At 72.8% G+C, this 24,026-nt stretch carries 16 protein-coding genes; 4 read left to right on the top strand and 12 right to left on the bottom strand.

From position 1 onward, the window contains the following. Positions 1 to 13: 13 nt before the first annotated feature. The 7 genes from FXF52_RS26310 to FXF52_RS26280 form a co-directional block, all read right to left on the bottom strand. Positions 14 to 2,047 carry a bifunctional aldolase/short-chain dehydrogenase gene (locus FXF52_RS26310; protein ID WP_148801013.1) on the bottom strand — a complete coding sequence of 678 codons (2,034 nt, stop codon included), beginning with the start codon at positions 2,045 to 2,047 and terminating at the stop codon, positions 14 to 16. Positions 2,048 to 2,083: 36 nt separating this feature from the next. Then, positions 2,084 to 3,265 (bottom strand): L-rhamnose isomerase, encoded by a 1,182-nt coding sequence (gene rhaI, locus FXF52_RS26305; RefSeq protein WP_148801012.1) that lies wholly within the window; start codon positions 3,263 to 3,265, stop codon positions 2,084 to 2,086. Next, positions 3,262 to 3,615 carry an L-rhamnose mutarotase gene (locus FXF52_RS26300; RefSeq protein WP_148801011.1) on the bottom strand — a complete coding sequence of 118 codons (354 nt, stop codon included), beginning with the start codon at positions 3,613 to 3,615 and terminating at the stop codon, positions 3,262 to 3,264. The genes rhaI and FXF52_RS26300 overlap by 4 nt, the downstream gene beginning before the upstream one ends. Before the next feature lie 406 nt (positions 3,616 to 4,021). After that, positions 4,022 to 5,104 (bottom strand): rhamnose ABC transporter substrate-binding protein, encoded by a 1,083-nt coding sequence (rhaS, locus tag FXF52_RS26295; RefSeq protein WP_148801010.1) that lies wholly within the window; start codon positions 5,102 to 5,104, stop codon positions 4,022 to 4,024. Between the two features lie 35 nt (positions 5,105 to 5,139). Next, positions 5,140 to 6,201, bottom strand: a complete 1,062-nt coding sequence (locus FXF52_RS26290) for an ABC transporter permease (protein ID WP_148801009.1) — start codon at positions 6,199 to 6,201, stop codon at positions 5,140 to 5,142. Further along, on the bottom strand, positions 6,191 to 7,252 hold the full coding sequence (locus FXF52_RS26285) for an ABC transporter permease (protein ID WP_148801008.1): 1,062 nt from the start codon (positions 7,250 to 7,252) through the stop codon (positions 6,191 to 6,193). The genes FXF52_RS26290 and FXF52_RS26285 overlap by 11 nt, the downstream gene beginning before the upstream one ends. Positions 7,253 to 7,328: 76 nt before the next feature. After that, on the bottom strand, positions 7,329 to 8,852 hold the full coding sequence (locus FXF52_RS26280; RefSeq protein ID WP_148801007.1) for a sugar ABC transporter ATP-binding protein: 1,524 nt from the start codon (positions 8,850 to 8,852) through the stop codon (positions 7,329 to 7,331). A gap of 326 nt (positions 8,853 to 9,178) precedes the next feature. Here FXF52_RS26280 and FXF52_RS26275 point away from each other — a divergent pair, with 326 nt between their 5' ends. Beyond that, on the top strand, positions 9,179 to 10,207 hold the full coding sequence (locus tag FXF52_RS26275) for a LacI family DNA-binding transcriptional regulator (RefSeq protein WP_148801006.1): 1,029 nt from the start codon (positions 9,179 to 9,181) through the stop codon (positions 10,205 to 10,207). Positions 10,208 to 10,273: 66 nt separating this feature from the next. On the opposite strand, the gene FXF52_RS26270 is transcribed toward FXF52_RS26275, so the two are convergent. From FXF52_RS26270 to FXF52_RS26260, 3 genes are all read right to left on the bottom strand, one after another. Continuing rightward, a complete protein-coding gene (locus tag FXF52_RS26270; RefSeq protein WP_222870691.1) occupies positions 10,274 to 14,122 on the bottom strand; it encodes a family 78 glycoside hydrolase catalytic domain in 3,849 nt (1,282 codons plus the stop codon). A gap of 22 nt (positions 14,123 to 14,144) precedes the next feature. Continuing rightward, on the bottom strand, positions 14,145 to 18,806 hold the full coding sequence (locus tag FXF52_RS26265; RefSeq protein ID WP_187413703.1) for a family 78 glycoside hydrolase catalytic domain: 4,662 nt from the start codon (positions 18,804 to 18,806) through the stop codon (positions 14,145 to 14,147). Positions 18,807 to 18,887: 81 nt separating this feature from the next. After that, positions 18,888 to 21,695, bottom strand: coding sequence for a family 78 glycoside hydrolase catalytic domain (locus tag FXF52_RS26260; RefSeq protein WP_222870690.1), 2,808 nt, complete (start codon positions 21,693 to 21,695; stop codon positions 18,888 to 18,890). 250 nt (positions 21,696 to 21,945) lie between these two features. Between FXF52_RS26260 and FXF52_RS26255 the strand changes: the two genes are divergently transcribed. Both FXF52_RS26255 and FXF52_RS26250 read left to right on the top strand, forming a co-directional pair. After that, entirely contained in the window at positions 21,946 to 22,131 is a 186-nt protein-coding gene (locus FXF52_RS26255) for a hypothetical protein (RefSeq protein WP_148801005.1), read from the top strand. Continuing rightward, positions 22,128 to 22,547 carry a hypothetical protein gene (locus FXF52_RS26250; RefSeq protein ID WP_148801004.1) on the top strand — a complete coding sequence of 140 codons (420 nt, stop codon included), beginning with the start codon at positions 22,128 to 22,130 and terminating at the stop codon, positions 22,545 to 22,547. Before FXF52_RS26255 ends, FXF52_RS26250 begins: the two co-directional genes overlap by 4 nt. 12 nt (positions 22,548 to 22,559) lie before the next feature. Here the strand turns inward: FXF52_RS26250 and FXF52_RS26245 are convergent, their stop codons facing one another. Continuing rightward, positions 22,560 to 22,940: a hypothetical protein gene (locus tag FXF52_RS26245; RefSeq protein ID WP_222870689.1), complete on the bottom strand. Its 381-nt coding sequence runs from the start codon at positions 22,938 to 22,940 to the stop codon at positions 22,560 to 22,562. Between the two features lie 91 nt (positions 22,941 to 23,031). Between FXF52_RS26245 and FXF52_RS26240 the strand changes: the two genes are divergently transcribed. Beyond that, positions 23,032 to 23,502 (top strand): hypothetical protein, encoded by a 471-nt coding sequence (locus tag FXF52_RS26240; RefSeq protein WP_148801003.1) that lies wholly within the window; start codon positions 23,032 to 23,034, stop codon positions 23,500 to 23,502. A gap of 135 nt (positions 23,503 to 23,637) precedes the next feature. Here FXF52_RS26240 and FXF52_RS26235 read toward each other — a convergent pair. Continuing rightward, the coding region (locus FXF52_RS26235; protein ID WP_222870688.1) for an RNA-guided endonuclease TnpB family protein at positions 23,638 to 24,026 on the bottom strand (389 nt) is incomplete at its 5' end.

The following is a 24,026-nucleotide window of genomic DNA, read 5'->3' as shown; positions in this document are numbered from 1 at the left end:
GCACCGGGCCGACTCAGCGGAGGAAGGCCGCGGCGACGCCGGCGTCCACGGGAACGTGCAGACCCGTCGTGTGCGACAGGTCGCCGCCGGTGAGCACGAAGACGGCGTTGGCCACGTGCTCGGGCAGCACCTCCCGCTTGAGCAGGGTGCGCTGGGCGTAGAACTCGCCCAGCTTCTCCTCCGGCACGCCGTAGACGGCGGCGCGCTGGGCGCCCCAACCGGCGGCGAAGATGCCGGAGCCGCGCACCACCCCGTCCGGGTTGACGCCGTTGACCCGGATGCCGTGGCCGCCGAGTTCGGCGGCGAGCAGCCGCACCTGGTGCGCCTGGTCTGCCTTGGCAGCGCCGTAGGCGACGTTGTTCGGGCCGGCGAACAGGGAGTTCTTGCTGGCGATGTAGACGATGTCGCCGCCCATCTGCTGGTCGATGAGGACCCGGGCGGCCTCCCGGGAGACCAGGAAGGAGCCCTTGGCCATGACGTCGTGCTGCACGTCCCAATCCGCCTCGGTGGTCTCCAGCAGCGACTTGGACAGCGACAGTCCGGCGTTGTTGACCACCAGATCCAGGCCGCCGAAGGCGAGGACCGCCGCGCGGACCGCGGCGGCCACCGCGCCGGCGTCGGTGACGTCCAGCGGTACGGCCACCGCGACGTCCGGGCCGCCCAGCTCGGCGGCGACCGTCTCGGCGGCGGCGGTGTCCCGGTCGGTGACGACCACGCAGGCGCCCTCGCCGGCGAGGCGGTGCGCGATGGCCCGGCCGATGCCGGAGCCGGCGCCGGTGACCAGGGCGATCCGGGTGGCGAGCGGCTTCGGCTTGGGCATCCGGGCCAGCTTGGCCTCTTCGAGGGCCCAGTACTCGATGCGGAACTTCTCGGCCTCGTCGATCGGGGCGTACCGGGACACGGCCTCCGCGCCGCGCATGACGTTGATGGCGTTGACGTAGAACTCCCCGGCGACGCGGGCGGTCTGCTTGTTGGCGCCGAAGCTGAACATGCCCACGCCCGGCACGAGGACGATCGCCGGGTCGGCGCCGCGCATCGGCGGGCTGTCGCCGGTGGCGTGCCGCTCGTAGTAGGCGCGGTAGTCGTCCCGGTAGGCGGCGTGCAGCTCCTTCAGCCGGGCGACCGCGTCGGCCAGCGGGGCGGCCGGTGGCAGGTCGAGCACCAGCGGGCGGACCTTGGTGCGCAGGAAGTGGTCCGGGCAGGAGGTGCCGAGCGCCGCGAGGGCGGGATGCCGCTCGCGGGCGACGAAGTCGAGCACCACGTCACTGTCGGTGAAGTGGCCCACCTGAGGGCGGTCGGTCGACGCCAGGCCCCGCAGGACCGGCGCGAGCGCCGCCGCGCGGGCCCGCCGCTCCTCGGTCGGCAGCGGCTCGTACCCGGGGATCAGCGGGCCGAACGGCTCGGCCCGGCCGTGCTCGTCCAGGTACGCCTGGGCGGTGCGGATGATCTCCCGCGAGTGGCGTTCGCACTCCTCGCTGGTCGCGCCCCAGGCGGTGATGCCGTGCCCGCCGAGGATGACGCCGATCGCCTGCGGGTTCGCCTTCGCGACGGCGGCGATGTCGAGGCCGAGCTGGAAGCCGGGTCGCCGCCACGGGATCCACAGCACCCGGTCGCCGAAGATCTCCTTGGCCAGCTCGGGGCCGTCGGCGGCGGTGGCGATCGCGATGCCGGCGTCGGGGTGCAGGTGGTCGACGTGGGCGGCGTCGACCAGGCCGTGCATGGCGGTGTCGATCGACGGGGCGGCGCCGCCGCGGCCGTGCAGACAGTAGTCGAACGCGGCCACCATCTCGTCCTCCCGCTCGACGCCGGGGTAGACGTCGACGAGGGCGCGCAGCCGGTCGAGCCGGAGCACGGCCAGGCCGGCCTCGGTGAGGGTGCCGAGATCGCCGCCGGAGCCCTTGACCCAGAGCAGCTCGGCCGGGCCGCCGGTCACCGGGTCGGTGGTCTCGCCCTTGGACGAGGTGTTGCCGCCGGCGTAGTTGGTGGTGCTCGGGTCGGCGCCGAGCCGGTTGCTGCGGGCGATCAGCGCCTGAACCTCGGAATGCATCGTCGTCACGTCTCCTGTGTGCGTTCTCGGTGGTGGTCAGGCGCCCCAGCCGGCCTGCTGGCCGCCGACACGTTCGGCGCGGATCTTGTCGAAGTAGCCGGAGCGGGCGTACGCGCCCATCGGATCCGGGTCCAGGCCCAGCTCGGTGCGCAGCTCGGCGAGCAGCGGCCGCACGTCGGTGTGGTAGGCGTCCATCAGCACCGCGTTGGCGCCGAGCACGTCGCCGGCCTGCTGGGCGGCGGCGAGCGCGTCGGCGTCGACGAGCAGTGCCTTGGCGGTCGCCTCCTGCACGTTCAGCACCGAGCGGATGATCGCGGGGATCTTCGGCTCGATGTTGTGGCACTGGTCGAGCATGAACGCGATCCCGGCCTCCGGGCGCAGCGCGTCGCCGCGGACGATCTCGTACATGATGCGGAACAGCTGGAACGGGTCCGCGGCGCCGACCATCAGGTCGTCGTCGGCGTAGAAGCGGGAGTTGAAGTCGAACGCCCCGAGCTTTCCGGCCCGCAGCAGGAACGCCACGATGAACTCGATGTTCGTGCTGGGCGCGTGGTGCCCGGTGTCGATGACGACCTGCGCCTTCTCCCCGAGTTCCAGGCAGTGCGCGTACGCGGTGCCCCAGTCCGGCACGTCGGTGGTGTAGAAGGCCGGCTCGAACAGCTTGTACTCCAGCCGCAGCCGCTGGTGGTCGCCGAGCCGGTCGTACGTCTCGCGCAGCGCGGCGGCGAGCCGGTCCTGCCGGGCGCGGATGTCGTCCTGGCCGGGATAGTTGGTGCCGTCGGAGAACCAGAGCTTGAGGTCGCGGGAGCCGGTGCGGTCCATGATGTCCACGCACTCGAGCAGGTGGTCGATCGCCTTTCGGCGCACCCCCGGATCCGGGTTGGTGACGCTGCCGAGCTTGTAGTCGTTGTCCTGGAACACGTTGGCGTTGATCGCGCCGAGGGCGACGCCCTGGTCCGCGGCGTACTTCGCCAGGTCGGCGTAGTCGTCGACCCGGTCCCACGGGATGTGCAGGGCCACCGTCGGCGCCACCCCGGTGAGCCGGTGCACCACCGCCGCGTCGGCGATCTTCTCGTACGGGTTGCGCGGCACACCCTCCTGCGCGAAGACCTTGAACCGGGTGCCGGAGTTCGCGTACGCCCAGGACGGGGTTTCGATGCGCTGGGTGCGCAGGGCCTGCTTGACCCGGTCGCGGGTCTGCGCGTCGGACTGGCTCATCGTGAATCTCCCGTCTGGGCGGCGAGCTGCGCCTCGAGGTGGAAGACCTCGACCAGCGGCCGCATCGACCGGTCGGCCGTGCCCTGGTCGAGGTCGAGGAAGAAGGACGCCATCTCCGCCTGCCAGCGGGCGTTGACGTCGCGGGCCTGCATGGCGGCCTGGGCCGCCGCGAAGTCGTCGGTCACCAGGAACCCCACGACCAGGCCGTCCTCGCGGAGGAACAGCGAATAGTCGCGCCAGCCGCTGTCGGCCAGGGCGGCGAGCACCTCCGGCCAGACCCGCTCGTGCCGGGCGCGGTACTCGTCGAGGCGGGCCGGGTCGACCTGCAGGGTGAAGCAGATGCGGGGCATGGTTCTGCTTCCTTCTCGTTGCTCACTGTTGGTCAGTTAGCACGAGTAGGACAATTCGCTCTTCGCCACCACCTTGTGAGGGTGTGGCTGAAGTCCAGGCTGGGCAGTCTCAGCCAAACGGTCATCTGCCGCTACCAGCGGAGATGACTACGACGCCGCCGATTCCTGGAGTAGCCCGAATCCTCGGTGATGCCTCAGCCGAAGCCTCGACATGTCAACTCCAGGCCCTTGACGGGCCGTCACCAAGAACCTCTTGGTGTTGCCGGAAACCTTCCGACCGCGAAGAACCTACTCGCGCTGTCCAGTTGTGTCTAGCTGTAGTCGAGAAACCGACTACTAGTCAGTCCTCCCGTCGGCGCCCTCGGGTGATGCCGGCGCGGCCGGCGCCGGCACCCACCTGCGGCGGTCAGAACTGGAACTGGTCGATGTTGTTCTTGTCGAACACGGTGGGCGGGCCGAGGACGACGACCCCGTCCTTGCCGACGGCGAACTCGCCGAGCTTGCCGGCTGTGAACTTGTCGCCCTCGGCGCCGGTGATCTGGCCCGAGGCGAGCGCCGCGCCGGCGTACGCGGCGAGGTAGCCGAGGTCGGCGGGGTTCCAGAGGGCGAACGCGTCGACTGTGCCGTCCTTGACGTACTCGCGCATCTGGTTGGGGGTGCCCAGGCCGGTCAGCTTGACCTTGCCCTTGTACTGCGATCCGCTGAGGTAGCGGGCGGCGGCGGCCACGCCGACCGTGGTCGGGGAGATGATGCCCTTCAGGTTGGGGTACGACTGCAGCAGGCCCTGGGTCTCCTGGAAGGACTTCTGGTCGTCGTCGTTGCCGTAGGCCACCGTGACCAGCTTGATCTTGCTGTACTCGGGCTTCTTCAGCTCCTCCTTCATCAGCGCGATCCAGGCGTTCTGGTTGGTCGCGTTGGCGGTGGCGGACAGGATGGCGATCTCGCCCTCGCCGCCGATCTGCTGGGAGATGAGCTTGACCTGGCTCTCCGCGATGCCTTCGGCGGTCACCTGGTTGACGAAGATCTGGCGGCACTCCGGCTTGGTGTCCGAGTCGAAGGTCACGATCTTGGCGCCGGCGGCCTTCGCCTGGTTCAGCGCGCCGCAGATGGCGTTGGGGTCGTTGGCCGAGGTGACGATCACGTCCATGCCCTGCTGGGACAGGGTGTTGATGTAGCTGACCTGGGACGAGGCGCTGGCCTCGGAGGGGCCGACCTCCTTGAACTCGCCCTTGATCTCGGTGACCGCGTCCTTGCCACCGTTGTCGCTGGTGGTGAAGTAAGGGTTGTTCACCTGCTTGGGCAGGAAGGCGATCTTGAGGCCCTCCTTGAGCTTGGCGTCCGGGTTGGCGGCGCCGCTGGCCTGCGCGCCGGCACCGCTGTCGGTGCCGGAGTTCTCCCGCGTGGTGCCGCCGCAGGCGGCGGAGCCGAGCAGCAGCGTGGCGAGGGTGAGGGCGGTGGCCCCGGCGCGGAGCCGTCTGTACGTGGACATCGTTATCCTTCCAGGGAGGTGGGGTGCGGAGACGGTCACGACGCGGTGAGGCGCGCGCGTTGCCGTCGGCGGTGCAGCCGGGCGCGGACGTCCGCGACGGCGTTGGGCAGTACCACGGAGACGATGAGCAGGGTCCCGGTGACGATGGTCAGCGCGTTGGCGTCGACGTCGGCGAGCTGCAGGGCGTTGCGCAGGACACCGAGGAGCAGGACGCCGGCCACCACGCCGAGCAGCCCACCGCGACCGCCGAAGATGGACACGCCGCCGAGCAGCACCGCGGTCACCACGGTGAGCTCCAGGCCGGTGGCGTTGTCGCCGCGGGCGCTGGCGTAGCGCAGGGTCCAGAAGACGCCGACCAGGCCGCACACCGCCCCGGAGACCACGAACAGCCAGAACTTGGTCCGGGGCACCGACACGCCGGCGAACGTGGCGGCCTCGTCGTTGTTGCCCATCGCGTACAGCGCCCGGCCGACCGGAGTGGCGTGCAGCACGATGCCGAACACCACCGCCAGCAGCAGCACCGGGACGACGGCGGCGGGGATCGACGTGCCCGGGAGGGTCTGCACCGCGGCGGCCGTCCAGCTGGCCGGGAAGTCGGCCACCGCCTGGTCGCCGAGCACCACGAAGGACAGCCCCCGGTACAGGGCGAGGGTGCCGATGGTCACGGCCAGCGACGGCAGCCCGAACCCGGTGACGAACAGGCCGTTGACCGCGCCGAGCGCGGCGCCGAGCAGCACCACCAGCACGCAGATCAGCTCCAGCGACAGCCCGCTGGACAACCACAGCTGCCCCATCAGGGTGCTGCACAGGCCGACCATGCTGGCCACCGACAGGTCGATCTCGCCGGTGATGACGATCAGCGTCATGGGCAGCGCCAGCAGGGCCAGCGGCACCAGGTCGAGCAGCAGGAACTGGGCGTTGCGGCCGGTGGCGAAGTTCGGCACCGACAGGCCGGCCAGCAGTACGGCCACCACCAGGGCGGCCACGATCGCCGCGTCCCAGGAGCCGAGCGCGCCGCGCAGGCCCGCCAGGCGGCCCGCCTCCGGCTCGGTGTCCGCGAGGGACGGCGGTGCGGCATACAGGCTGTCATGCGCCATGGGCGCTTCTCCCTCGGAGCCGGGCCGCCATCCGGAGGGCCAGGAGCCGGTCCAGGCCGATGGCGGCGAGGATGAGCGCGCCGACCACGGCCTGCTGCCAGAACGGGTCGATGCGCAGGACGGCCAGCGAGCTGCCGATGGTGGTGAGCAGGACGGCGCCGAGCGCCGCGCCGTACGCGCTGCCGCTGCCGCCGAAGATGGCCACCCCGCCGACCACCGCGGCGGCGACGACCTGCAGTTCCAGGCCGGTGCCGGCGGCCGCGTCGAGGGTGCCGAACCGGGCGGCGTAGAGCACGCCGGCCAGACCGGCGAGCGCGCCGTTGGCGACGAAGACCGCGAAGACCCGCCGGCCGACCGGAATGCCGGACAGCCGGGCGGCGGCCGGCTCGGAGCCGATGGCGTACAACTCCCGGCCGCTGCGGTAGGAGCGCAGGTAGAACCCGACGGCGGCGACCACGATGAGCGCGACCAGGAAGAGCACGGGTACGCCGAGCACCGTCTGGTTGCCCAGGCGCAGGAACGACCGGGGCATGTCGGCGGCGTTGATCTGCCGGCCGGCCGCCCAGTAGTAGTCGACGCCGCGGAAGGCGTAGAGGGTGCCGAGGGTGATGACCAGGGCCGGGACCTTGGCCACCGCGATCAGGCCGCCGTTGACCACCCCGCAGACCGCGCCGAGCGCGACGCCGAGCAGGAGGGCGAGCGGCCAGGGGGTGCCGGGTGCGGCGAGGAAGAGTTCGCCGGTGGCGAAGGCGACCAGCCCGAGGATCGATCCGACGGACAGGTCGACGTTGCGGGTGACGATCACCAGGGTCTGGCCGACCGCGAGGATCACCAGGATGGCGCAGCCGAGCAGCAGGTCCTTGATGCTCTGCCCGCTCAGGAACCGGTCGTTGCGCAGCGTGGTGACCAGGATCAGCGCGGCGAGGGCGATCAGCAGGCTGAGTTCGCGGACGGCGAGCAGCCGCTCGGTGAGGCCGCGCCGTGCCCGGCCGGGGCCGGGTGGCGGGTTGTCCGCGGCCTGCACGCTCGCGCCGGTATCGGTGAGGCTCATGCCGGCACTCCGCTTCGCTCCGTGCCGTCATGAGGCACCACGGCACTGTGCTGATGATTCGCTCGCTGACGCTCGCTCATGCCGTCGCTCCTTGGCCGGTGGCGGCGTACATCACGGAGGTCTCGTCGGCCTCGCCGCGGGGCAGCTCGCGGACCACGCGCCCCTCGTGCATGACGAGGACCCGGTCGGCCATGCCGAGCACTTCGGGCAGCTCGCTGCTGATCATCAGGATGGCCAGCCCCTCGCCGGCCAGTTCGGACAGCAGCCGGTGGACCTCGGCCTTGGTGCCGACGTCGATGCCGCGGGTGGGTTCGTCGATGATCAGGATGCGGGGCTCGGTGGCGAGCCACTTGGCGAGCACGACCTTCTGCTGGTTGCCGCCGGACAGGGTGGCCACCGGCGCGGCGAGCCGGGCGGTCTTGACCTGCAGCCGGCGGGTCCAGCGGCGGGCCTCGGCCCGCTCGGCGCCACCGAGGAGCAGGCCCAGCCGGCTCAGCGCGCGGCGGCGGGCCAGGGTGGCGTTGCGCTCCACCGACAGCTCCATGACCAGGCCCTGCTGGCGGCGGTCCTCGGGCACCAGGGCCATGCCGGCGGCGATCGCCTTGCCCGGGTTGCCGGGTGGGAGGACGCGGCCGGCGACGCGGACCTCGCCGGTGTCGTAGCGGTCGACGCCGAAGACGGCACGGGCCACCTCGCTGCGTCCGGCGCCGACCAGCCCGGCCAGGGCGACGATCTCGCCACCTCGGACGGAGAAGGACACGTCGGAGAAGACGCCGGCGCGGCTGAGCCCGCGTACCTCCAGCAGGGTGTCGCGCAGTGGTGCGTCCTGTTTCGGGTAGAGCGAGGACACCTCACGGCCGACCATGCGCCGCACCACCTCGTCGACGGTGAGGTCGGCGGTGCGGTCGCTGGAGACCCAGGCGCCGTCGCGCAGCACGGTGATCCGCTGGCACAGGTCGAAGACCTCGTCGAAGCGGTGCGAGATGAACAGCACGGCCGCGCCGCGCTCGCACAGCGACCGGGCGACCGCGAAGAGGCGTTCCACCTCGACGCCGGAGAGCGCGGCGGTGGGCTCGTCCATGATCAGCACGCGGGCGTCGAAGGAGAGCGCCTTGGCGATCTCGACGAGCTGCTGGTCGGCGATGGACAGTCCGCGCGCGGGGCGGGCGGGGTCGATCCGGACGCCGAGGCGTTCGAACAGCCGCTCGGCGTCGCGGTTCATCGCCCGGGTGTCGATGCGGCGCAGGCCGCGCAGCGGTTGCCGGCCCATGAAGATGTTCTCCGCGACCGTGAGGTCCGGGAACAGGGTCGGCTCCTGGTAGATGACGGCGATGCCGGCGGCGCGGGCGTCGGCGGGGCCGCGCAGCTGCAGCGGCCGGCCGTCGAGGGTCATTCGGCCGGAGTCCGGGGCGTGGGCCCCGGCGAGGGTTTTCACCAGGGTGGACTTGCCGGCCCCGTTCTCTCCGACCAGGGCGTGGGCCTCTCCGGGGTGCAGCGCCAGGTGCACTCCCCGCAGCGCGGCGACGGCCCCGAAGGACTTCGTCACGCCGTCCAGTTCCAGCAGCGGAGCGCTCTCCGCGCCCGGTGCGCCGGGGCTCATCCGATCCCCTCCTGAATCGTTTCACGGGTTGTGCATGGACGGTAGGGGCCGGCATTCGTGACCGTCAAGAGTTTCCCGGCGATTTCTCGGCTGTTTCGCGCAGAGGGGATCAGCAGGCGCAGCAACGCCTTCTGCGGCTGCGACGGAGGCGCGCCGGCCAGGTCGGCCGACTGGATGAAACGTTTTAGACGCTATAGACTGCCCGTCATCGCCCGGCCGGCCCGTTCCGGCCGCGCGCCCCGTACGGCCGCGGCAGCATCGCGACCGCGGCGCCCGCACCCGACCGCGGGCCGCAACCACCCACCGCACCGATCATCAGGGGAGCCATGGCAGCGGCGAACATCAAGGAGGTGGCCCGGCACGCCGGCGTTTCCCTCGGCACGGTGAGCAACGTGCTCAACCGGCCCGACACGGTCGCCCCCGCCACCCGGCAGCGGGTGCTCGACGCCATCACCGAACTCGGCTACGTCCGCAACGACTCCGCCCGCCAGCTGCGCGCCGGGCACAGCCGGACCGTCGCCATCGTGGTGCTGGACGTGGCCAACCCGTTCTTCACCGACGTGGTGCGCGGCGCCGAGCAGGTGGTCGAGGAGGCCGGCGCGATGCTCGTCGTGTGCAACAGCGGCGAGGACAGCGCCCGGGAACGCCGGCACCTGGAGCTGCTGGAGGAGCAGCGGGTCCGTGGGGTGCTCATCACCCCGGTCGGCCACGGCCCCCAACCCAACCTGGACAAGCTCATCGACCGGGGCATCCCGGTGGTGCTCGTCGACCGTGGTTCGGGCCGGGCCAGCCGCTGCTCGGTGGCCGTCGACGACGTGCTCGGCGGCCGGCTGGCCATGGACCATCTGCTGGACCAGGGCCACCGCCGCATCGCGTACCTCGGCGGCCCGTTCTCCATCGCCCAGGTCGCCGAACGGCACGCCGGGGCCGCGGCCGCGCTGGAGGAGCGCGGCGGCGCCGAACTGCGGGTGGCGACCACCAGCAGCCTGACCGTCGCCGCCGGACGCCGCGCCGCCGAGGACCTGCTGGCCCTGCCCACCCGGCAGCGGCCCACCGCCGTCTTCTGCGCCAACGACCTGATCGCGCTCGGCGTGCTGCAGGAGGTCACCGCGCGCGGCCTGCGGGTGCCCGCCGACGTGGCCATCGTCGGCTACGACGACATCGAGTTCGCCGGCGCGGCGGCGGTGCCGCTGTCGTCGGTGCGGCAACCCCGCGAGCAGCTCGGCCGCACCGCGGCCCAGCTGCTGCTGGAGGAGGCGCAGTCCGGCGAGACGCACCAGCACCGGCACGTGGTGTTCCAGCCGGAGCTGGTCGTCCGCCGCTCCAGCGAGCAGACCCGGCGCGCCCGGCGCTGACCCGGCCCGCACACGCGCGACGGCGCCGGCCCGCGCTCCCCCGCGCGACCGGCGCCGTCGCCGTCCTCAGGCGGTCGGCGCGGAACTGCTGACGAACCGCCAGGTGCCCGCGCCCACCGTGTGCACCAGGTAGCCACCCACCATCCGCCGGGCGGTCACCAGCCCGCCCGGTGACGCCTCGACGTCCTCGGCCCGTGCCGCGGGCACGTGCACCTCGGCGGTGGCCCCCACCGGCACCTGCACGGTCAGCTCGAACTGGCCGTCCTGGAGCCGCCAGGCCGACGACGCCCGGCCGCGGACCGTCTCCACCGCCGCCGACGCGGCGGACACCTCGACGCGGGCGTCCGGCCGCACCACGATGCGCGCCCAGCCGTCGGCGACACCCCGCAGGCCGGCCACGTGCTCGTACAGCCACTGCACGACCGTGCCGTGGAAGTAGTGCTGGCGCGAGCGGGTGGACGTCGGCCACATCTCCCACATGGTGTCGGCGCCGTTGTCCACCCAGTAGCCCCAGCTCGGGTAGGTCCGCTGCCGGGCCACCCGGGCCGCCACGTCGGCGTGGCCGTGCTCGGTCAGCACCGGCAGCAGGACGCTGGTGCCGAGGCAGCCGGTGTTGAGGTGCCAGCCCCGCTCGCGGATGTCGGCGACCAGGTTGTCCACCACCCTCCCCACCAGGTCGTCGGGCACCAGCCCGAACGCCAGCGGCACCGCGTTGGAGGTCTGCCGGTAGCCGGGGTCCCGGTCGGTGCGGTACAGCCCGCGCGTACGGTCGAGGAACGTCTCGTTCAGCCGGTTCCGAAGCCCGGCCGCGGCGGTCCGGAACCGGGCGGCCTGCGCGTCCTGCCCGGTCAGCTCGCCGACCTCGGCCGTGGCCACCAGCGCCCGGTGCAGGTACGCGGTCGCGGTGAGCCGGGTGTCCTCCGGCGGGTTGCCGCCGGTGCCCGGCGACAGATAGTCCCCGAGCGCGGTCACCGCCAGCCCGTCGCGCAGCCGGCCCAGCTCCCACTCCAGATAGTCGACCACCGGCTGCCAGTGCTGGTGCAGCAACCGGTCGTCGCCGTACCAGCGGTGCATCTCGCGCAGCACGAACGGGTAGACCGTCGTCCACTCCGGCGCCGGGGCGAGCTCCTGGTAGCCCCAGCCGCCGCTGGGCACGATCACCGGCACCTGCCCCGAGGAGACCTGGCTGTCGCGCAGGTCGCCGAGCCACTTGGTGAAGAACCGGGACAGGTCGAGCAGGCCCGCCATGGTGGGCGCGGCCACCTGCGCGTCACCGGTCCAGCCGTTCTTCTCGTACATCGGGGTGTCGGTGGGGATGCCGTGCAGGTTGTTGCGCACCGTACGGCGCATCATCCGCTCGAACTGCTCGAACAGTGGCTCGCTGCACCGGAACTCGCCGACGTCGCGGACATCGGAGTGCACCACCCGCATGGTGACGGTGCCGGTGGTGGCCGCCGCGGGCAGCCCGTCGAGCTGCACGTAGCGGAAGCCCTTGTACGAGAACTGCGGCTCCCACACCTCCTCGCCGCCGCCCCGGGCGACGTACTCGTCCTGCTGGAACCGGGCGCTCTGCACGTTGCCGTTGGACGCCTCGACGGTGCCGTCGGCGCGCAGCTTCTCGCCGTAGAGGATGCGGATCGTGGTGCCGGCCGGGGCGGTGACGCGCAGCCGCACCCAGCCGGCGGTGGTGCGGCCGAAGTCGGCCACCCAGACACCGGCACGCGGCGAGGTGAGGGCGACCGGGGCGACGGACTCGACCACCCGGATCGGCTCGTGCTCCTGGGCGCGCAGGGCGCCGGCCGGGGCGTCCAGCACGCTGGCCCGATCCCAGCCGGAGTCGTCGAACCCGGCCGTCGACCAGCCCGCCGGCTCCTGCCGGGCGTCGTAGGTCTCCCCCGCGTACAGGGAGTTGGACAGGGTGGGGCCGGCGGTGATCCGCCAGGCGTCGTCGCTGACGATCTCGGTGCGCGACCCGTCCGGGTGCTCCACCACGAGGCGGGCGAGCAGCCGGGGCTCGCCGTGCCAGGGCGGCTGCTGCCAGCGCCACACGTTGCGGGTGGTCATGCCGTAGAAGCCGCGGCCCAGCTCGGCGCCGAGGACGTTCTGACCCTCGGCGAGCAGGTCGGTGACGTCGTGCGTCACGTACAGGACGGTGTCGTCGTAGTCGGTGAACCCGGGGTCCAGCACGGCGGTGCCGACCCGCTCGCCGTTGACGTGCAGCACCTGGTAGGCGAGGCCGCTGGCGTACAGCCGAGCGCGGGCCACCGGCTTGGTCAGCCGGAACGCGCACCGCAGCAGCGGGGCGGGCCGCTCCTCCACGGCCGGCTCGACGCCGCTGCCCCACGGTCCCTGCCCGTACGGGGCGAGCACCACCACCGGCGTCCAGCCCGAGTCGTCGTGGCCCGGCTGCTCCCAGCCGGACTCGACGGTGCCGGTGGTCCGCCAGCCGGCGTCGGTGACCAGCACCAGTTCCCGGCTGTCTGCGGTGCGTACGACGAGCTTCGCGATGAGGCCGCCGGGGTTGACCGACGCGCCGGGCCGGTTGGTGGCGATCGCGGCGAGCACCAGGTCACCGCCGACGGCCTGGCGGGCCAGTTCGGTGACGTCCGCGACCCGGGCGGTGCGCCAGCCGTCGGTCTGCTGGGGCGCCGACAGCGTGAGCCGGCCGGCCAGGTACGCGGTGAAGTCGTCGTCGGCGCTCATGATCAGCCGGGCGGAGGTCACGTCGAGCCCCGCGGGCAGGGCCAGCCGGCCGCGGAACCAGCGCGGGCCGGCCGGCGCGTTGTTCACCGTCGCGCCCGGACCCCAGACCCACGACGTGCCGGCCAGGTCCAGGGACCGGGGCTGGGGCACGGTGACGTTGCCGCCCCACGGCCCCTGCCCGTACGGGGCGAGCACGGCCACGCCGGCCCAGCCGGCGTCGTCGTACCCGGCCTCCTGCCAGCCCGGCTGCTCGGTGTCCGTGCTGCGCCAGGCGCCGTCGGTGACCAGCACGAGCCGCTCCCCGGCGGCGGTCACCAGCACCAGCTTGGCCAGCAGGCCGGCCGGGTTCACCGACGGGCCGGGCCGGTTGGTGGCCACCACGGCCAGGGTGAGCGCGCGCCCGGCGGCGGCGCGCGCCAGTTCGGTGACGTCGGCGAGCTCGGCGCTCTTCCAGCCATCGCTCTGCTGCGGCGCGTACAGCACCTGCCGCCCGTCGAGGTAGGCGGTGTAGTCGTCGTCGGCGGTGACGACGAGGTGCGCGGCGGCGATCTCGACCCCGGCGGGCACCGCGAGCCGGCCCCGGAACCAGCGGGTGCCGGCCGGGGCGTTGCTGGCGCTGGCCCCGGGCGACCAGATCCACGACGCCCCGGCGAAGTCGAGCGGGGCCTGCGCGACGTCCGGCTGCGCGCCGACCCACTTCGCCGCGCCGAAGCCCTCGTCTAGCAGACCGGTCTCGAACCAGGTCGGCGTGCTCCACCCGGTCTCCCGGCCGGCGCCGTCCCACAGCCGCACCGTCCAGTGGTAGCGGGTGCGCGGGGCCAGCGCCGGGCCGGCGTACGGCACGCCGACGGCGCGCGCGGACGCCACCCGGCCGGAGTCCCAGACGTCGGCCGCGTCCGGGGTGAGCCGGTCGGCGCGGGTGGCCACCAGCACCTGGTACGCGCTCTGCGTGGTGCCGTGGCCGGGGGCGGTGCCGGTCCAGGAGAAGCGGGGCTGCGTGACGTCGGTGCCGAGGAGCTGGTCGGCGTACTCGGTGCGGGGGCGGCCGACCGAGAGGGGACCGGCGCCGGCGCCCGGGGGCGGGGCGGCCGCCGCCGGCGCGGCGGTGCCCGCGCCGAGCGCGACGGCTCCCGCGCCGGCGACGCCCCAACCGAGCAGGGATCGGCGGCTGAGCTCGGTCCCCTGTGGCGGGACCGGTGGTGTCTGGGCCATGGGATCTACTCCTCGATGTCGGTCAGGACGGCGAGCCGGCGGGCAGGGGTGCCGACCAGACGTCGGCGATCGACGGGTCGTAGCCGTCGCCGCTGTCGCGGAAGCGCACCCGCACCACCCCGTCGCGGGTCGCGTCGGGCAGGTCGACGACGAACTGGTAGCTGACCGTGCCGGCCCCGCCCGCGGTGCGCCGGAAGGAGCGGGTGTGCGCCACCACCCCGTCGACGACGATCTCGTAGTCCTTCAGCTGCGCCTGGTCGTACGTCTCGACGGCGCGCAGCACGAACGGTGCGCCGGGTGCGACGGCGAGGTCGAACTCGAACCAGCCGTCGGGGTAGCTGACGTTGGTGTAGCGGCGGGTCAGCCCGGCCTCGGTGTTGGTGCCCGAGTGGGCCGAGGCGGTCAGGTGGTGCGCCTGTTCCGACGCCGCGTCGCCGAGGTCGACGTGGTCGTACGCGCCGGCCGGCGGGTTGGTGAACCGGACCGGGACCGCGAGTGCGCGCCGTTCGGCGTCGGTGTCGCCGGTGGCCACGGTGATCGCGGCCGGTCCTTCGGTCACCGCCACCGGTGCGGTGAGGACGGTCGACACCGTGGTCTGCGCGCCAGGTGCGAGGTCGTACCGGGCGGTGGCGGAGGGCACCCGCCAGCCGTCGGGGGCCGTGGTGGTGAGCTGCCCGGTCATCGGCACGGTGGCCCGGTTGCGCAGCACGGCGCTGACCGTCGTGGTGGCGCCGGGCGTCACGGCGGTGGGGGTGGCGGAGGCCGACTCGATGAGCACGGCGGGTGCGGTGGTGATCGTGCCGGCGACGGGCAGGGTGGCCGTGCCGTCCTGGTGTCGGTAGCTGGCCGACCCGTCGAGGGAGACCGACGCCGGCGACTGGTCCGCGGGGACCCGCAGGTCGTAGCGGTGACTGACGCTGGTGCCCGGGGCGACGGTGCCGGGGCGGTCGCCGACCGGCGTCACCGCCCAGCCGCCAGGCGCGCGGAGGGTGGAGGTCACCCCGGTCATCGGTGTGCTGCCGCCATTCGTGACGACGACGGTGGCGTGGACGACGTCGCCGGGCAACCGCTCCCCCACCGGCAGGTCGAGCTTGACCACCGCGCCGACCAGGGTCGACGACGCCGCGGAGAGCCGCTGGTCGACCTGAGTGAGCAGCGCGGTGAACCGGTCGGCGTGGGCCGCGGCGACCCGGCCGACGCCGACCTGGGTACGCAGCCACCGGTCCAGGTCGGCCGCGGTGGCCAGGGCGTGGTGCACCTCGCCGACGGCGGCAGCGCTGTCGCCGGCCAGGTACGCGGTCCGCGCCGCAGTCGTCTCGTCGGCGAGCTTCCCGAGCTGGGCGCGCAGGTGCGCGACCACCGGCCGGCCCAGGTCGTCGGCGCGCTCGTCGGTCAGCGTCGACAGCGCCTGCACGGTGTCGGCGGTGTCGCCCAGGTCGCCCAGCACCCGGTCGACGGCGAAGGAGTAGGAGCCGGAGCCGATCTCGTAGACGGCGGTCGAGCCGTCCATCCGGACGAACCGCACGCTGTCGGCCTGATCCGCCGGCCGGCCGCCCTCGGTGACCGCGTGCCGTCCGGGTGCCGGGATGCGCACGGTCGCCGTGACGTTCGCCGGGACGGTGACCTTCAGCCGCAGGTCACCCCGGGCGTCGCGGTTCCAGTCGCTGCCGATCACGCCCTGTGCCGCCCGGTACGAGGCGCGGGCCGAGGTGAGGCCCCCGCCGGGCTGGGGCGCGAAGGTGAGGTGGGTGTAGCCGGGGTTGCCGGAGTCGGGCTGGATACCGGCGACGGTGCGGTACATCCAGTCACCGACGGCGCCGTAGGCGTAGTGGTTGAACGAGTTCATCGACACGTCGCCGAAGCTGCCGTCCGGCATGATCGAGTTCCACCGCTCCCAGACCGTGGTCGCGCCCCTGGCGATCTCGTAGCCCCAGGACGGGTAGGTGTCGTTGAGCAGCAGCCGGTAGGCGACGTCGAGGTGGCCGGTGTCGCTGAGCGCCGGCAGCAGGTCCGGGGTGCCGAGGAAGCCGGTGGACAGGTGCCAGTCGTGCCGGCGGACGTTGTCCACCAGCTTGTCGGCGGCCTTGCCGCGCAGCGGCTCGGGCAGCAGGTTCATGCCGATGGCCAGCACGTACCCGGTCTGGCTGTCGCCCTGGACGGTGCCGTCGGCGGCGACGTACGTGTCGACGAAGGCCTTGGCGATGTTCTTGGCCAGCGCCGCGTAGCGGGCCGCGTCGGCGTCCCGGCCGATGGCGGCGGCCATCTCCCCCAGCAACCGGATGCTGTGCGCGTAGTAGGCGGTGCCGATGACACCGGCGGGCGTCGGGTCGTCCAGGTTCAGCCAGTCGAGGTACGGGCCGGCGTTGGTGCGCCGGTTGCCGGAGCTGGTGCTCTGCAGCCAGGACGCGTAGCGCACCATCGACGCGTAGTGCTCCTCGACCACCCGGGTGTCCCCGTAGCGCTGCCAGAGCGTGTACGGGACGGTGATGCCGGCGTCGCCCCAGCCGGTCGCCCCGTCGCCGCAGCAGGCGCGCGGCGCCACGTCCGGGTACGCCCCGTTGGCCGACTGGCCGTCGCGCAGGTCCTGCAGCCACTTGCTGAGGAACGTCAGGCTGTCCATGTTGAACGTCGCGGTCTCGGCGAAGACGTTGATGTCGCCGGTCCAGCCGAGCCGCTCGTCGCGGGCGGGGGTGTCGGTGGGGATGGACAGGAAGTTGCCGCGCTGCCCCCAGGTGATGTTGCTGTGCAGCTGGTTGACCATCGCGTTGGAGGTCTCGAACTCGCTGGTCAGCTCCCCGTCGGTGTGCATGACCAGGCCGGTGACCGTCGACAGGTCGGGGGTGCCCGGGTAGCCGGTCAGCTCGACGTAGCGGAAGCCGTGGAAGGTGAACGTGGGCTCGTAGACCTCGGCGCCGCCGCCGCGCAGGGTGTAGTGGTCGGTGGCCCGGGCCGAGCGCAGGTTGGCGGTGTAGGCGGTGCCGTCGGGGTTGAGCACCTCGGCGTGCCGGATCCGCACGGTGGTGCCGGCCGGCCCGTCGACCTTCAGCCGCACCTTGCCCACCATGTTCTGGCCGAGGTCGAAGATCCACGTGCCGGGGGTGGGCTGGGTCAACGCCCGGGCCGGCAGCTCCTGCACCACCCGCACGGGCGGGTCGGCCTGGGCGACGACCGGGCCGGTCGCACCGGGGTCGTCGACGGTGGCGGGTGACCAGCCGGCGTCGTCGAAGCCGGGCCGGTCCCAGCCGGCCGGCAGCCGGCGCGCGTCGTAGGTCTCGCCGTGGATCAGGTCGCTCAGCAGGAACGGCCCGGGCGTGGCGCGCCAGGAGCCGTCGGTGCGGACGGTCTCGGTGCGCCCGTCGGCGTAGTCGATGACCAGTTGTGCGCCCAGGTGCGGGCGGGAGCCGTAGTGGTCGGTGCCGAAGGAGGCGATGGTGCCGGAGTACCAGCCGTCACCGAGCATGGCACCGAGCGCGTTGTCGCCCTGGCGGAGCTGGCGGGTCGCGTCGTACGTCTGGTACTGCACCCGCTTGCCGTAGTCGGTCCAGCCGGGCGCCAACTCGTGGTCGCCGACCCGCTGACCGTTGACCGACAGCTGGTAGACGCCGAGGGCGGTGGCGTAGATCCGGGCGCGGGCCACCTCGCCGTCGACCCGGAAGCCCCGGCGCAGCAGCGGGTTCGCGTCCAGCGCGGTGAGCATGGCCTCGGTGCTGCCGGTGACCCGCAGCCCGCTCGACGTGAGGGTGCCGCCGCCGAACGGGTTCTCGCCGTCGGTGAGCGCGGCCGCGAAGAGGGTGTCCTCGCCGCTGGTCACGGAGAAGTCGGAGAAGACGCCGGTCTCCGCTCCGTCGGTGCGCAGGCCGACCGAGCCGCCCTGGTGCCGGGTGTCGCGGGTGACGTCGACCTGGGTGCCGTCGACCCAGGTGGTGATGGTGTCGCCGGCCAAGGTGATGCGCAGGGTGTGCGGGGTGGTCAGCTTGTCGGCCGGCACGACCGCGCCGAGCGGCACCTCCTTGAGCACCGTCCAGGCGCCGTTGACCCGCACGTGCGGGCGCAGCTTCGCGGTGCCGCCGGTGATGGAGAACTGCCACATGTAGGCGTTGGTCGGGCCGTGGGCGCGCAGGTAGATCCCGGCCGCGTCCCGCTCGAGCCGCACCGTGGTCTGCACGGTGTAGTCCCGCCACGACTCGGTGGGCGAGGGCAGCCCGATCCAGTCGGCCCGCCAGCCCGCGGCGCCACCGACGCCGGTCTCCCACGAGGCGGGCGCGCTCCATCCGGAGGCGCGGCCCGCGGTGTCCCACACCCGGACCTGCCACAGGTAGCGGGTGCGCGGTTGCAGCGCCGGGCCGGCGTACGGGACGAGGCTGCTGCGCCGGGAGGTGACCCGGCCACTGTCCCAGACGTCGGCGTCGTCGAGGCGGGCCTGGCTGGTGGCGACGCGGACCTGGTAGGACTCCTGGAGCACGCCCCGGGCGGCGGATTCGATCCGCCAGCCGAGGCGGGGCTGCGCCACGTCGAGGCCGACCGGGTCGGTCGCCCGCTCGGTGGTCAGGCCGGCCACCGCCAGCTGAGGGGCCTCCGGTGCGGCGGCGACCGCCGGGCCGGCCGGCACCACCGCCGGGGTCAGCCCGAGCAGCAGCGCGACCACCGCGGTGAGCACGGGTCGGCGCCGCGTCGTGAGCTTCATGGTTCTCGCCCTTCTGTGCGGCGGTCCGCACCGACGTCGTTGGGGGGACGGGCGGGCCGGTGGGCGGCCCGCAACGGGGGGTCAGCGGGGCTGGGCGGCCGACTCGGCGACCGGGCGGAAGCTGGACCGGCCGGAGCCCACCTCGAACACGACGCGGCCGTTCTCGATACCGATGAAGGTGGCCTTGCTCGGACCGGCGGCCCGGTAGGACCTGCCGTCGGTGAGCGGTAGCGCCACCCGGGCGGTGACGTTGACCGGCACCTCGAGGTCGACCAGCAGGCCGGCGCCGGTACGCCGCCAGTCGAGCCGCACCGCGCCGCGCTGGGTGGGCACCACGCCGGACGCGTGGTCGAGCCCGACAGCGGGCGGCGCCACCTCGACCACGGCGGCGCCCGGGGCGGCGGTGCGGACGCCGAGCAGCGTCTCCTGCACGTCGACCACGGCCTGCGCGCCCCAGCCGTGGGACTGGCTGAAGTTGGTGCCCGCGTCGAGGGTCCAGGCCTCCCAGGTGAAGGTACCGCCCTGGGCAAGGATGTTCGCCCAGCCCAGGTCGTCGGGGTTGGTCATCAGCCGCAGCACCGCGTCGGGCCGGCCGGCGTCGGCAAGCGCCCGCAGCAGCCAGTGGGCGGTCATCGGTCCCTGCTTCATGCCCATCGCCGCGAGGTGGTCGGCGAGCGCCGGCAGGTCGGCCTCCGGGGCCACGCCGTGGGCGATCGCGTACGAGGTGGCGTGCTGGCCGGCATGGCCGCTCTGCGCGCCGGTGGCCGACAACCCGTCGACGTAGCTGCCGTCGGCGCGGCGCAGCTTGGCGTTCATCGCCGCGGCGAGGTCGGCGGCCTGGCCGTCGTAGGAGGCGACCTCGGCGGCGGGCCGGCCGAGCGCCTCGGCCATCCGGGCGGTGGTGCGCAGCACGTCCACGCCCTGGGCGTTGATGGTGGTACGGGCGGCGGCGGACATGTCGTACCCGAACCGGCCGGGCTCCGGCCAGTCGATGATGCCGTAGCGGTAGGCGCCGCTGCCGCCGGCCAGTTCGGTGACCAGGCCGGCGGTCGGGCCGGTGGCCGGGATGTGGCGCAGCACGTAGTCAGCGGTGTCCCGGATCGCCGGGTACGCCTCGGCCAGCAACGCCCGGTCGCCGGTCTCGGTCCAGTACCGCCACACCCAGTCGACGAACATCAGCGAGTAGTCGGGGATGTCCCGCTTGCCGTCGCCGTTGGGGTAGACAGCGTTGTAGCGGCCCCGGTCGTTGCCGGTGTTCCAATAGCGGGCGGCGGAGCGGAGAAACTCGCGGATGGCCTGCTGGGTGGCGTCGCGCTCGCCGAAGGCGCCCATCGTGGCGTAGGAGATGTTGGCGGCGTCGCCGAGGAACTGCCCCTTCTCCCGAGTGGGCGTGTCGACGAAGCCCTCCTGCACCGAATAGAGCGCGGACCGCTTCATCATCGTCCACACCGCGTCGAGGGTGGCGTCCGAGCTGGTGAAGCTGGCCTCCCCGCCGGCGGGCACGTCGGTGTGCACCACCACTGCGGAAACGTCGTCGAGCGCGATGTCCTCACCCGCGTCCGGGATTTCCAGGTAGCGGAACCCGAGGTGGGTGAAGGCCCGGAACTGCTGCGGGCCGTCCTTCTGCAGGTACGGGAAGCTCATGTTGGTGCCCTGCGACTGCAGGGTGGACGTGGCGACCCGGCCGGTGTCGGTGAGGGTGTAGCCGGCCCGCACGGTGACCGTGCGACCAGCCACGCCGGCGTCGAACCGGACGGCCGGGCGGGCCGGGATGACCACCCCGAAGTCCGCGACCACCGTGCCGTCGCCGGCGGTACGCAGCGCGACCGGGGCCACCGTGGTCTCGGCCAGCCGGGTCTCCTGCCCGATCAGGTGCGGGTACGCGGCGTGGGGATGCTGACCGACCACCTCGGCGGCGGTGAACGGGGCAACGCTGTCGTCGTAGCCGGGTCGCATCCAGCCGATCACCTCGGCGCGGGCGTCCTGCCGCTCGACCCGGTCGCCCTCGCCGTTGCGGCGCTCGGCGTTCGCGACGAACTGGGTGTCCCGGGCGACCCGCCACGATCCGTCGGTGACGAACACCTCCGGGGTGCCGTCGGCGTGCTCGACCACCAGCTTCATGAGCAGCCCACGGGCGCCGGCGGGGCGACCCTGGCCGCTGCCGTACCAGTGGTAGCGCACGCCGATGGCCAACGGCTCGCCGGCGGTCACCAGGTCGGTGACGTCCGCGGCCTGGTAGTAGTCCTCGCCCGGGTAGCCGAAGGAGGTGCCCCGGTCGGCGCGGATGCCGTTGAGGTACAGCTCGTAGGTGTGGTCGGCGGCGGTGTAGGCGCGGGCCCGGACCACCGGGCTGGCGGTGGGACGCACCTCGGTGCGAGCAAGGGTGTAGTCGTCGGCCTCGGTGGTGGTGCGGCGGATCCAGGCGGCGCCCTCCCACTGGCTGTCGGAGATGCCGGTCTCGAAGACGCCGGTGGCGGGCGGGGACGGCTGGTCGGTGCGGTCCCAGGTGCGCACCGTCCACCGGTACGCCGCGCCGGCGCGCAGAGCGGGCCCGCCGTAGGGCACGTAGGACTGCTGGTCGGAGGCGACCTTGCCGGAGTCCCACACCAGGTCGCCGCCGACCTCGCCGACGGTGATCCGGTAGGCCGTCTGGGTCTCCCCCGGGTCGGCGTCCTGCGGCAGCCAGCCGAAGCGCGGGGCGCCCTCGACGTTGAGCGGGCGGGTCCGGTCGTCGACGGTCAGCGCGGTGGGGGCGTCCGGGGCGTGGCCGCGGGCGGCCACGGCTGGTGGGGCCCCGGCGACGACGGTCGCCACGACGGTCGCCGCCGCCACGATCAGCGCCGTCCGGCGCCTGGCGAGCAGTGGGGATCCGGGAGTCTGAGGTGCCACGCCTGCCTCCGGCCATGAATCGTTTCAGGCAGGCTACGTGTTCGTGTCCCTCCTGTGAAGACATCCATCATGGCCGGATCCGGCCACGGCGCAGGTCCAGCAGCCCCTCGTGCCGCCGGTTCCGTTGAATCGTTCGAGCCACGCCGGACACACCTCGGCTACGTTCGACGAGGCGACGATCTCCGGACCGACACGCGCCCACGGCGGCGCGACCTGTCGGTCCAGCGCAGCCCGACGGTAGCGTGTCCGGATGTTCTCGGTGGAGGAGCGCGACGTGGTCCGGCAGCGGCTGCTGCACCTGGCCGAGGAGGCTCTCGCCATGGTCGGCGCCAGCTGGCTGCGCCCCCTCCTCGCCGAACTCGTGACGACCGATTCAGTGTCGACCAGCCGCCCCGCCCACCGGCCTGTCGGCTCCGCCCAACCCGGGCAGCCATGATCTCCGACGATGTGAGCGTCGCCCGTCCGTGTGACGATTGCGGGGCAGAGCTGACCGGCGAGCTGACGCAGCGCATCGTCGGTGACCGGCTGCACTGGGCCGACGAGTGTCACTGCCCCCACTGCGGTGCGGCCTGGGTGACGTGCGGCTGGGACGACACGCCCGCCGAAATCCGCGAGGCCTTGATCGCTCAGCGTGGACTGGCACGCCTCACCGTCGAGGGAACGCCGACACACAGCCGGGTGGCGTTGTTGAAGGTGTTCCGCGAAGCCGGCGCCTCGTTACCGGAGGCGACGGCGGCCGCTCAACGCGCGGTCACCACCGGCATCGAGGGCACCCGGACTGAGCTCGCGCTGCTGGCACAGCGGCTCCAGACGAAGAACATCTCGGCGATCATTGACGGCGACTGTTGTTGATGCGGTGAGATGTCACCTCCCGCCACAGCCGTGACACCCCGGTTCCTCGGCGAGCAGGTGGCGGAGCCGTCGGATCTCGGCGATGAGGCGAGGGACGTCACGACGTGCGCTGGCGATGAAGAGCGCGTTCTCGTCCCAGCGTTCGTCCGCGACATCGACGTAGCGCGGTTGCTGCACGAGGGTGGCGGCGACGATCTCGGAATGGTCGAAATCTGGCCAGCGTTCGCCGCGTCCGGTGTCGGCGACTGTGCTGACCGCGACCAGATTCATGGCGTCGTCATCGTCGAGTAGACGTACGTGCCAGGGTCCCGGAGTCGCCGCCGCGGCAAGCTCCTCGATCTGGGCAAGTGCCTCGTCGGTCAGTGGTTCAGGGAAATCCATCAGGCGCTCCACGCATGACACCGGGCCGCAGACAGCAGAGGGCGAAAGTCTTCCAGAGCGGTGCGGTCTGGACCGCGGCCGGCCGCCATGATCCGATCGACGGATGCAGCCGGTGTGGACGAGCGTCATCGCGGTGCTGGGCACGTTGGCCGGTGCCATCGTCAGTCACGGGTTGGCGCAGCGGGGTGCGGACCGCCGCCACGCCCAGGCCCGGACGGAGCAGCTGCGTCAGGAGCAGCTGGTGGCGTGCCGGGACGTCGCGGCAGCCGCGACGGAGCTGCGTCGCTCCGGAAACGACCTCTGGCACCGCCGCGAGGAACGCCGCAAGGACAAGACCATCGCCGCCGCCGACGACTTCTACGCGCACCGCACCGCGTTGTGGCGCACCTACTACCACCTGCGCCTGCTGCTGGACGACGTCCGGCTGACCGCTGCGGCGGGCGAGATCATCGAGGGCACGAGTGCCATCCCGGACGCGGACAGCCATGAGGAGTTGCGGCGGCACCGCGACGCCGTGAGCGCGCTCATCGAGGACTTCGTCGCCGCCGGCCGGTATCTTCGCTCAGTCGGCTGACCGGAAGCGTTGACATCCTCCCGGCCCTGAAGGGGCCGGGATTCTCACGGTCGCCCGTGAGGTTTCCTGTTTCATTGCCGGCTGCCTTTCCGGGAGGATTTTCCCTTGAGGTCTTCTGTCAGCTCCACAGGCGTTTTACCTCTCCGCCAGCCCGGCGGCGAGGATGTTCTTGGCGGCGTTGATGTCCCGGTCGTGCTCGGCCCCGCAACCCGGGCACGTCCAGGAGCGCTCGTTGAGGGCGAGGGTGGTGTTGATCCAACCGCACCCGGAGCAGGTTTTGGACGTGGGCAGCCACCGGTTGACGGGGATGACCTTCCGCCCGTACCACTGGGCTTTGTACTCCAGCATGCTCCGCAGCTCGGACCAGGCCGCGTCGGAGATGACGCGGGCCAGGCGGCGGTTGCGGAGCATGTTGCGCACGCTGAGGTCTTCGATCGCGACCGTTTGGGTCTCACGGACGAGCCGAGTGGTCAGCTGGTGCAAATGATCCCGACGCCGGTCAGCGATCCGGGCGTGAATGCGCG

Source organism: Micromonospora sp. MP36 (genome assembly GCF_008119785.1).
Taxonomy (GTDB): Bacteria; Actinomycetota; Actinomycetes; order Mycobacteriales; family Micromonosporaceae; genus Micromonospora.
Note: the sequence above shows the minus strand (reverse complement) of the source record. Positions and strands in the feature narration are given on the sequence as shown.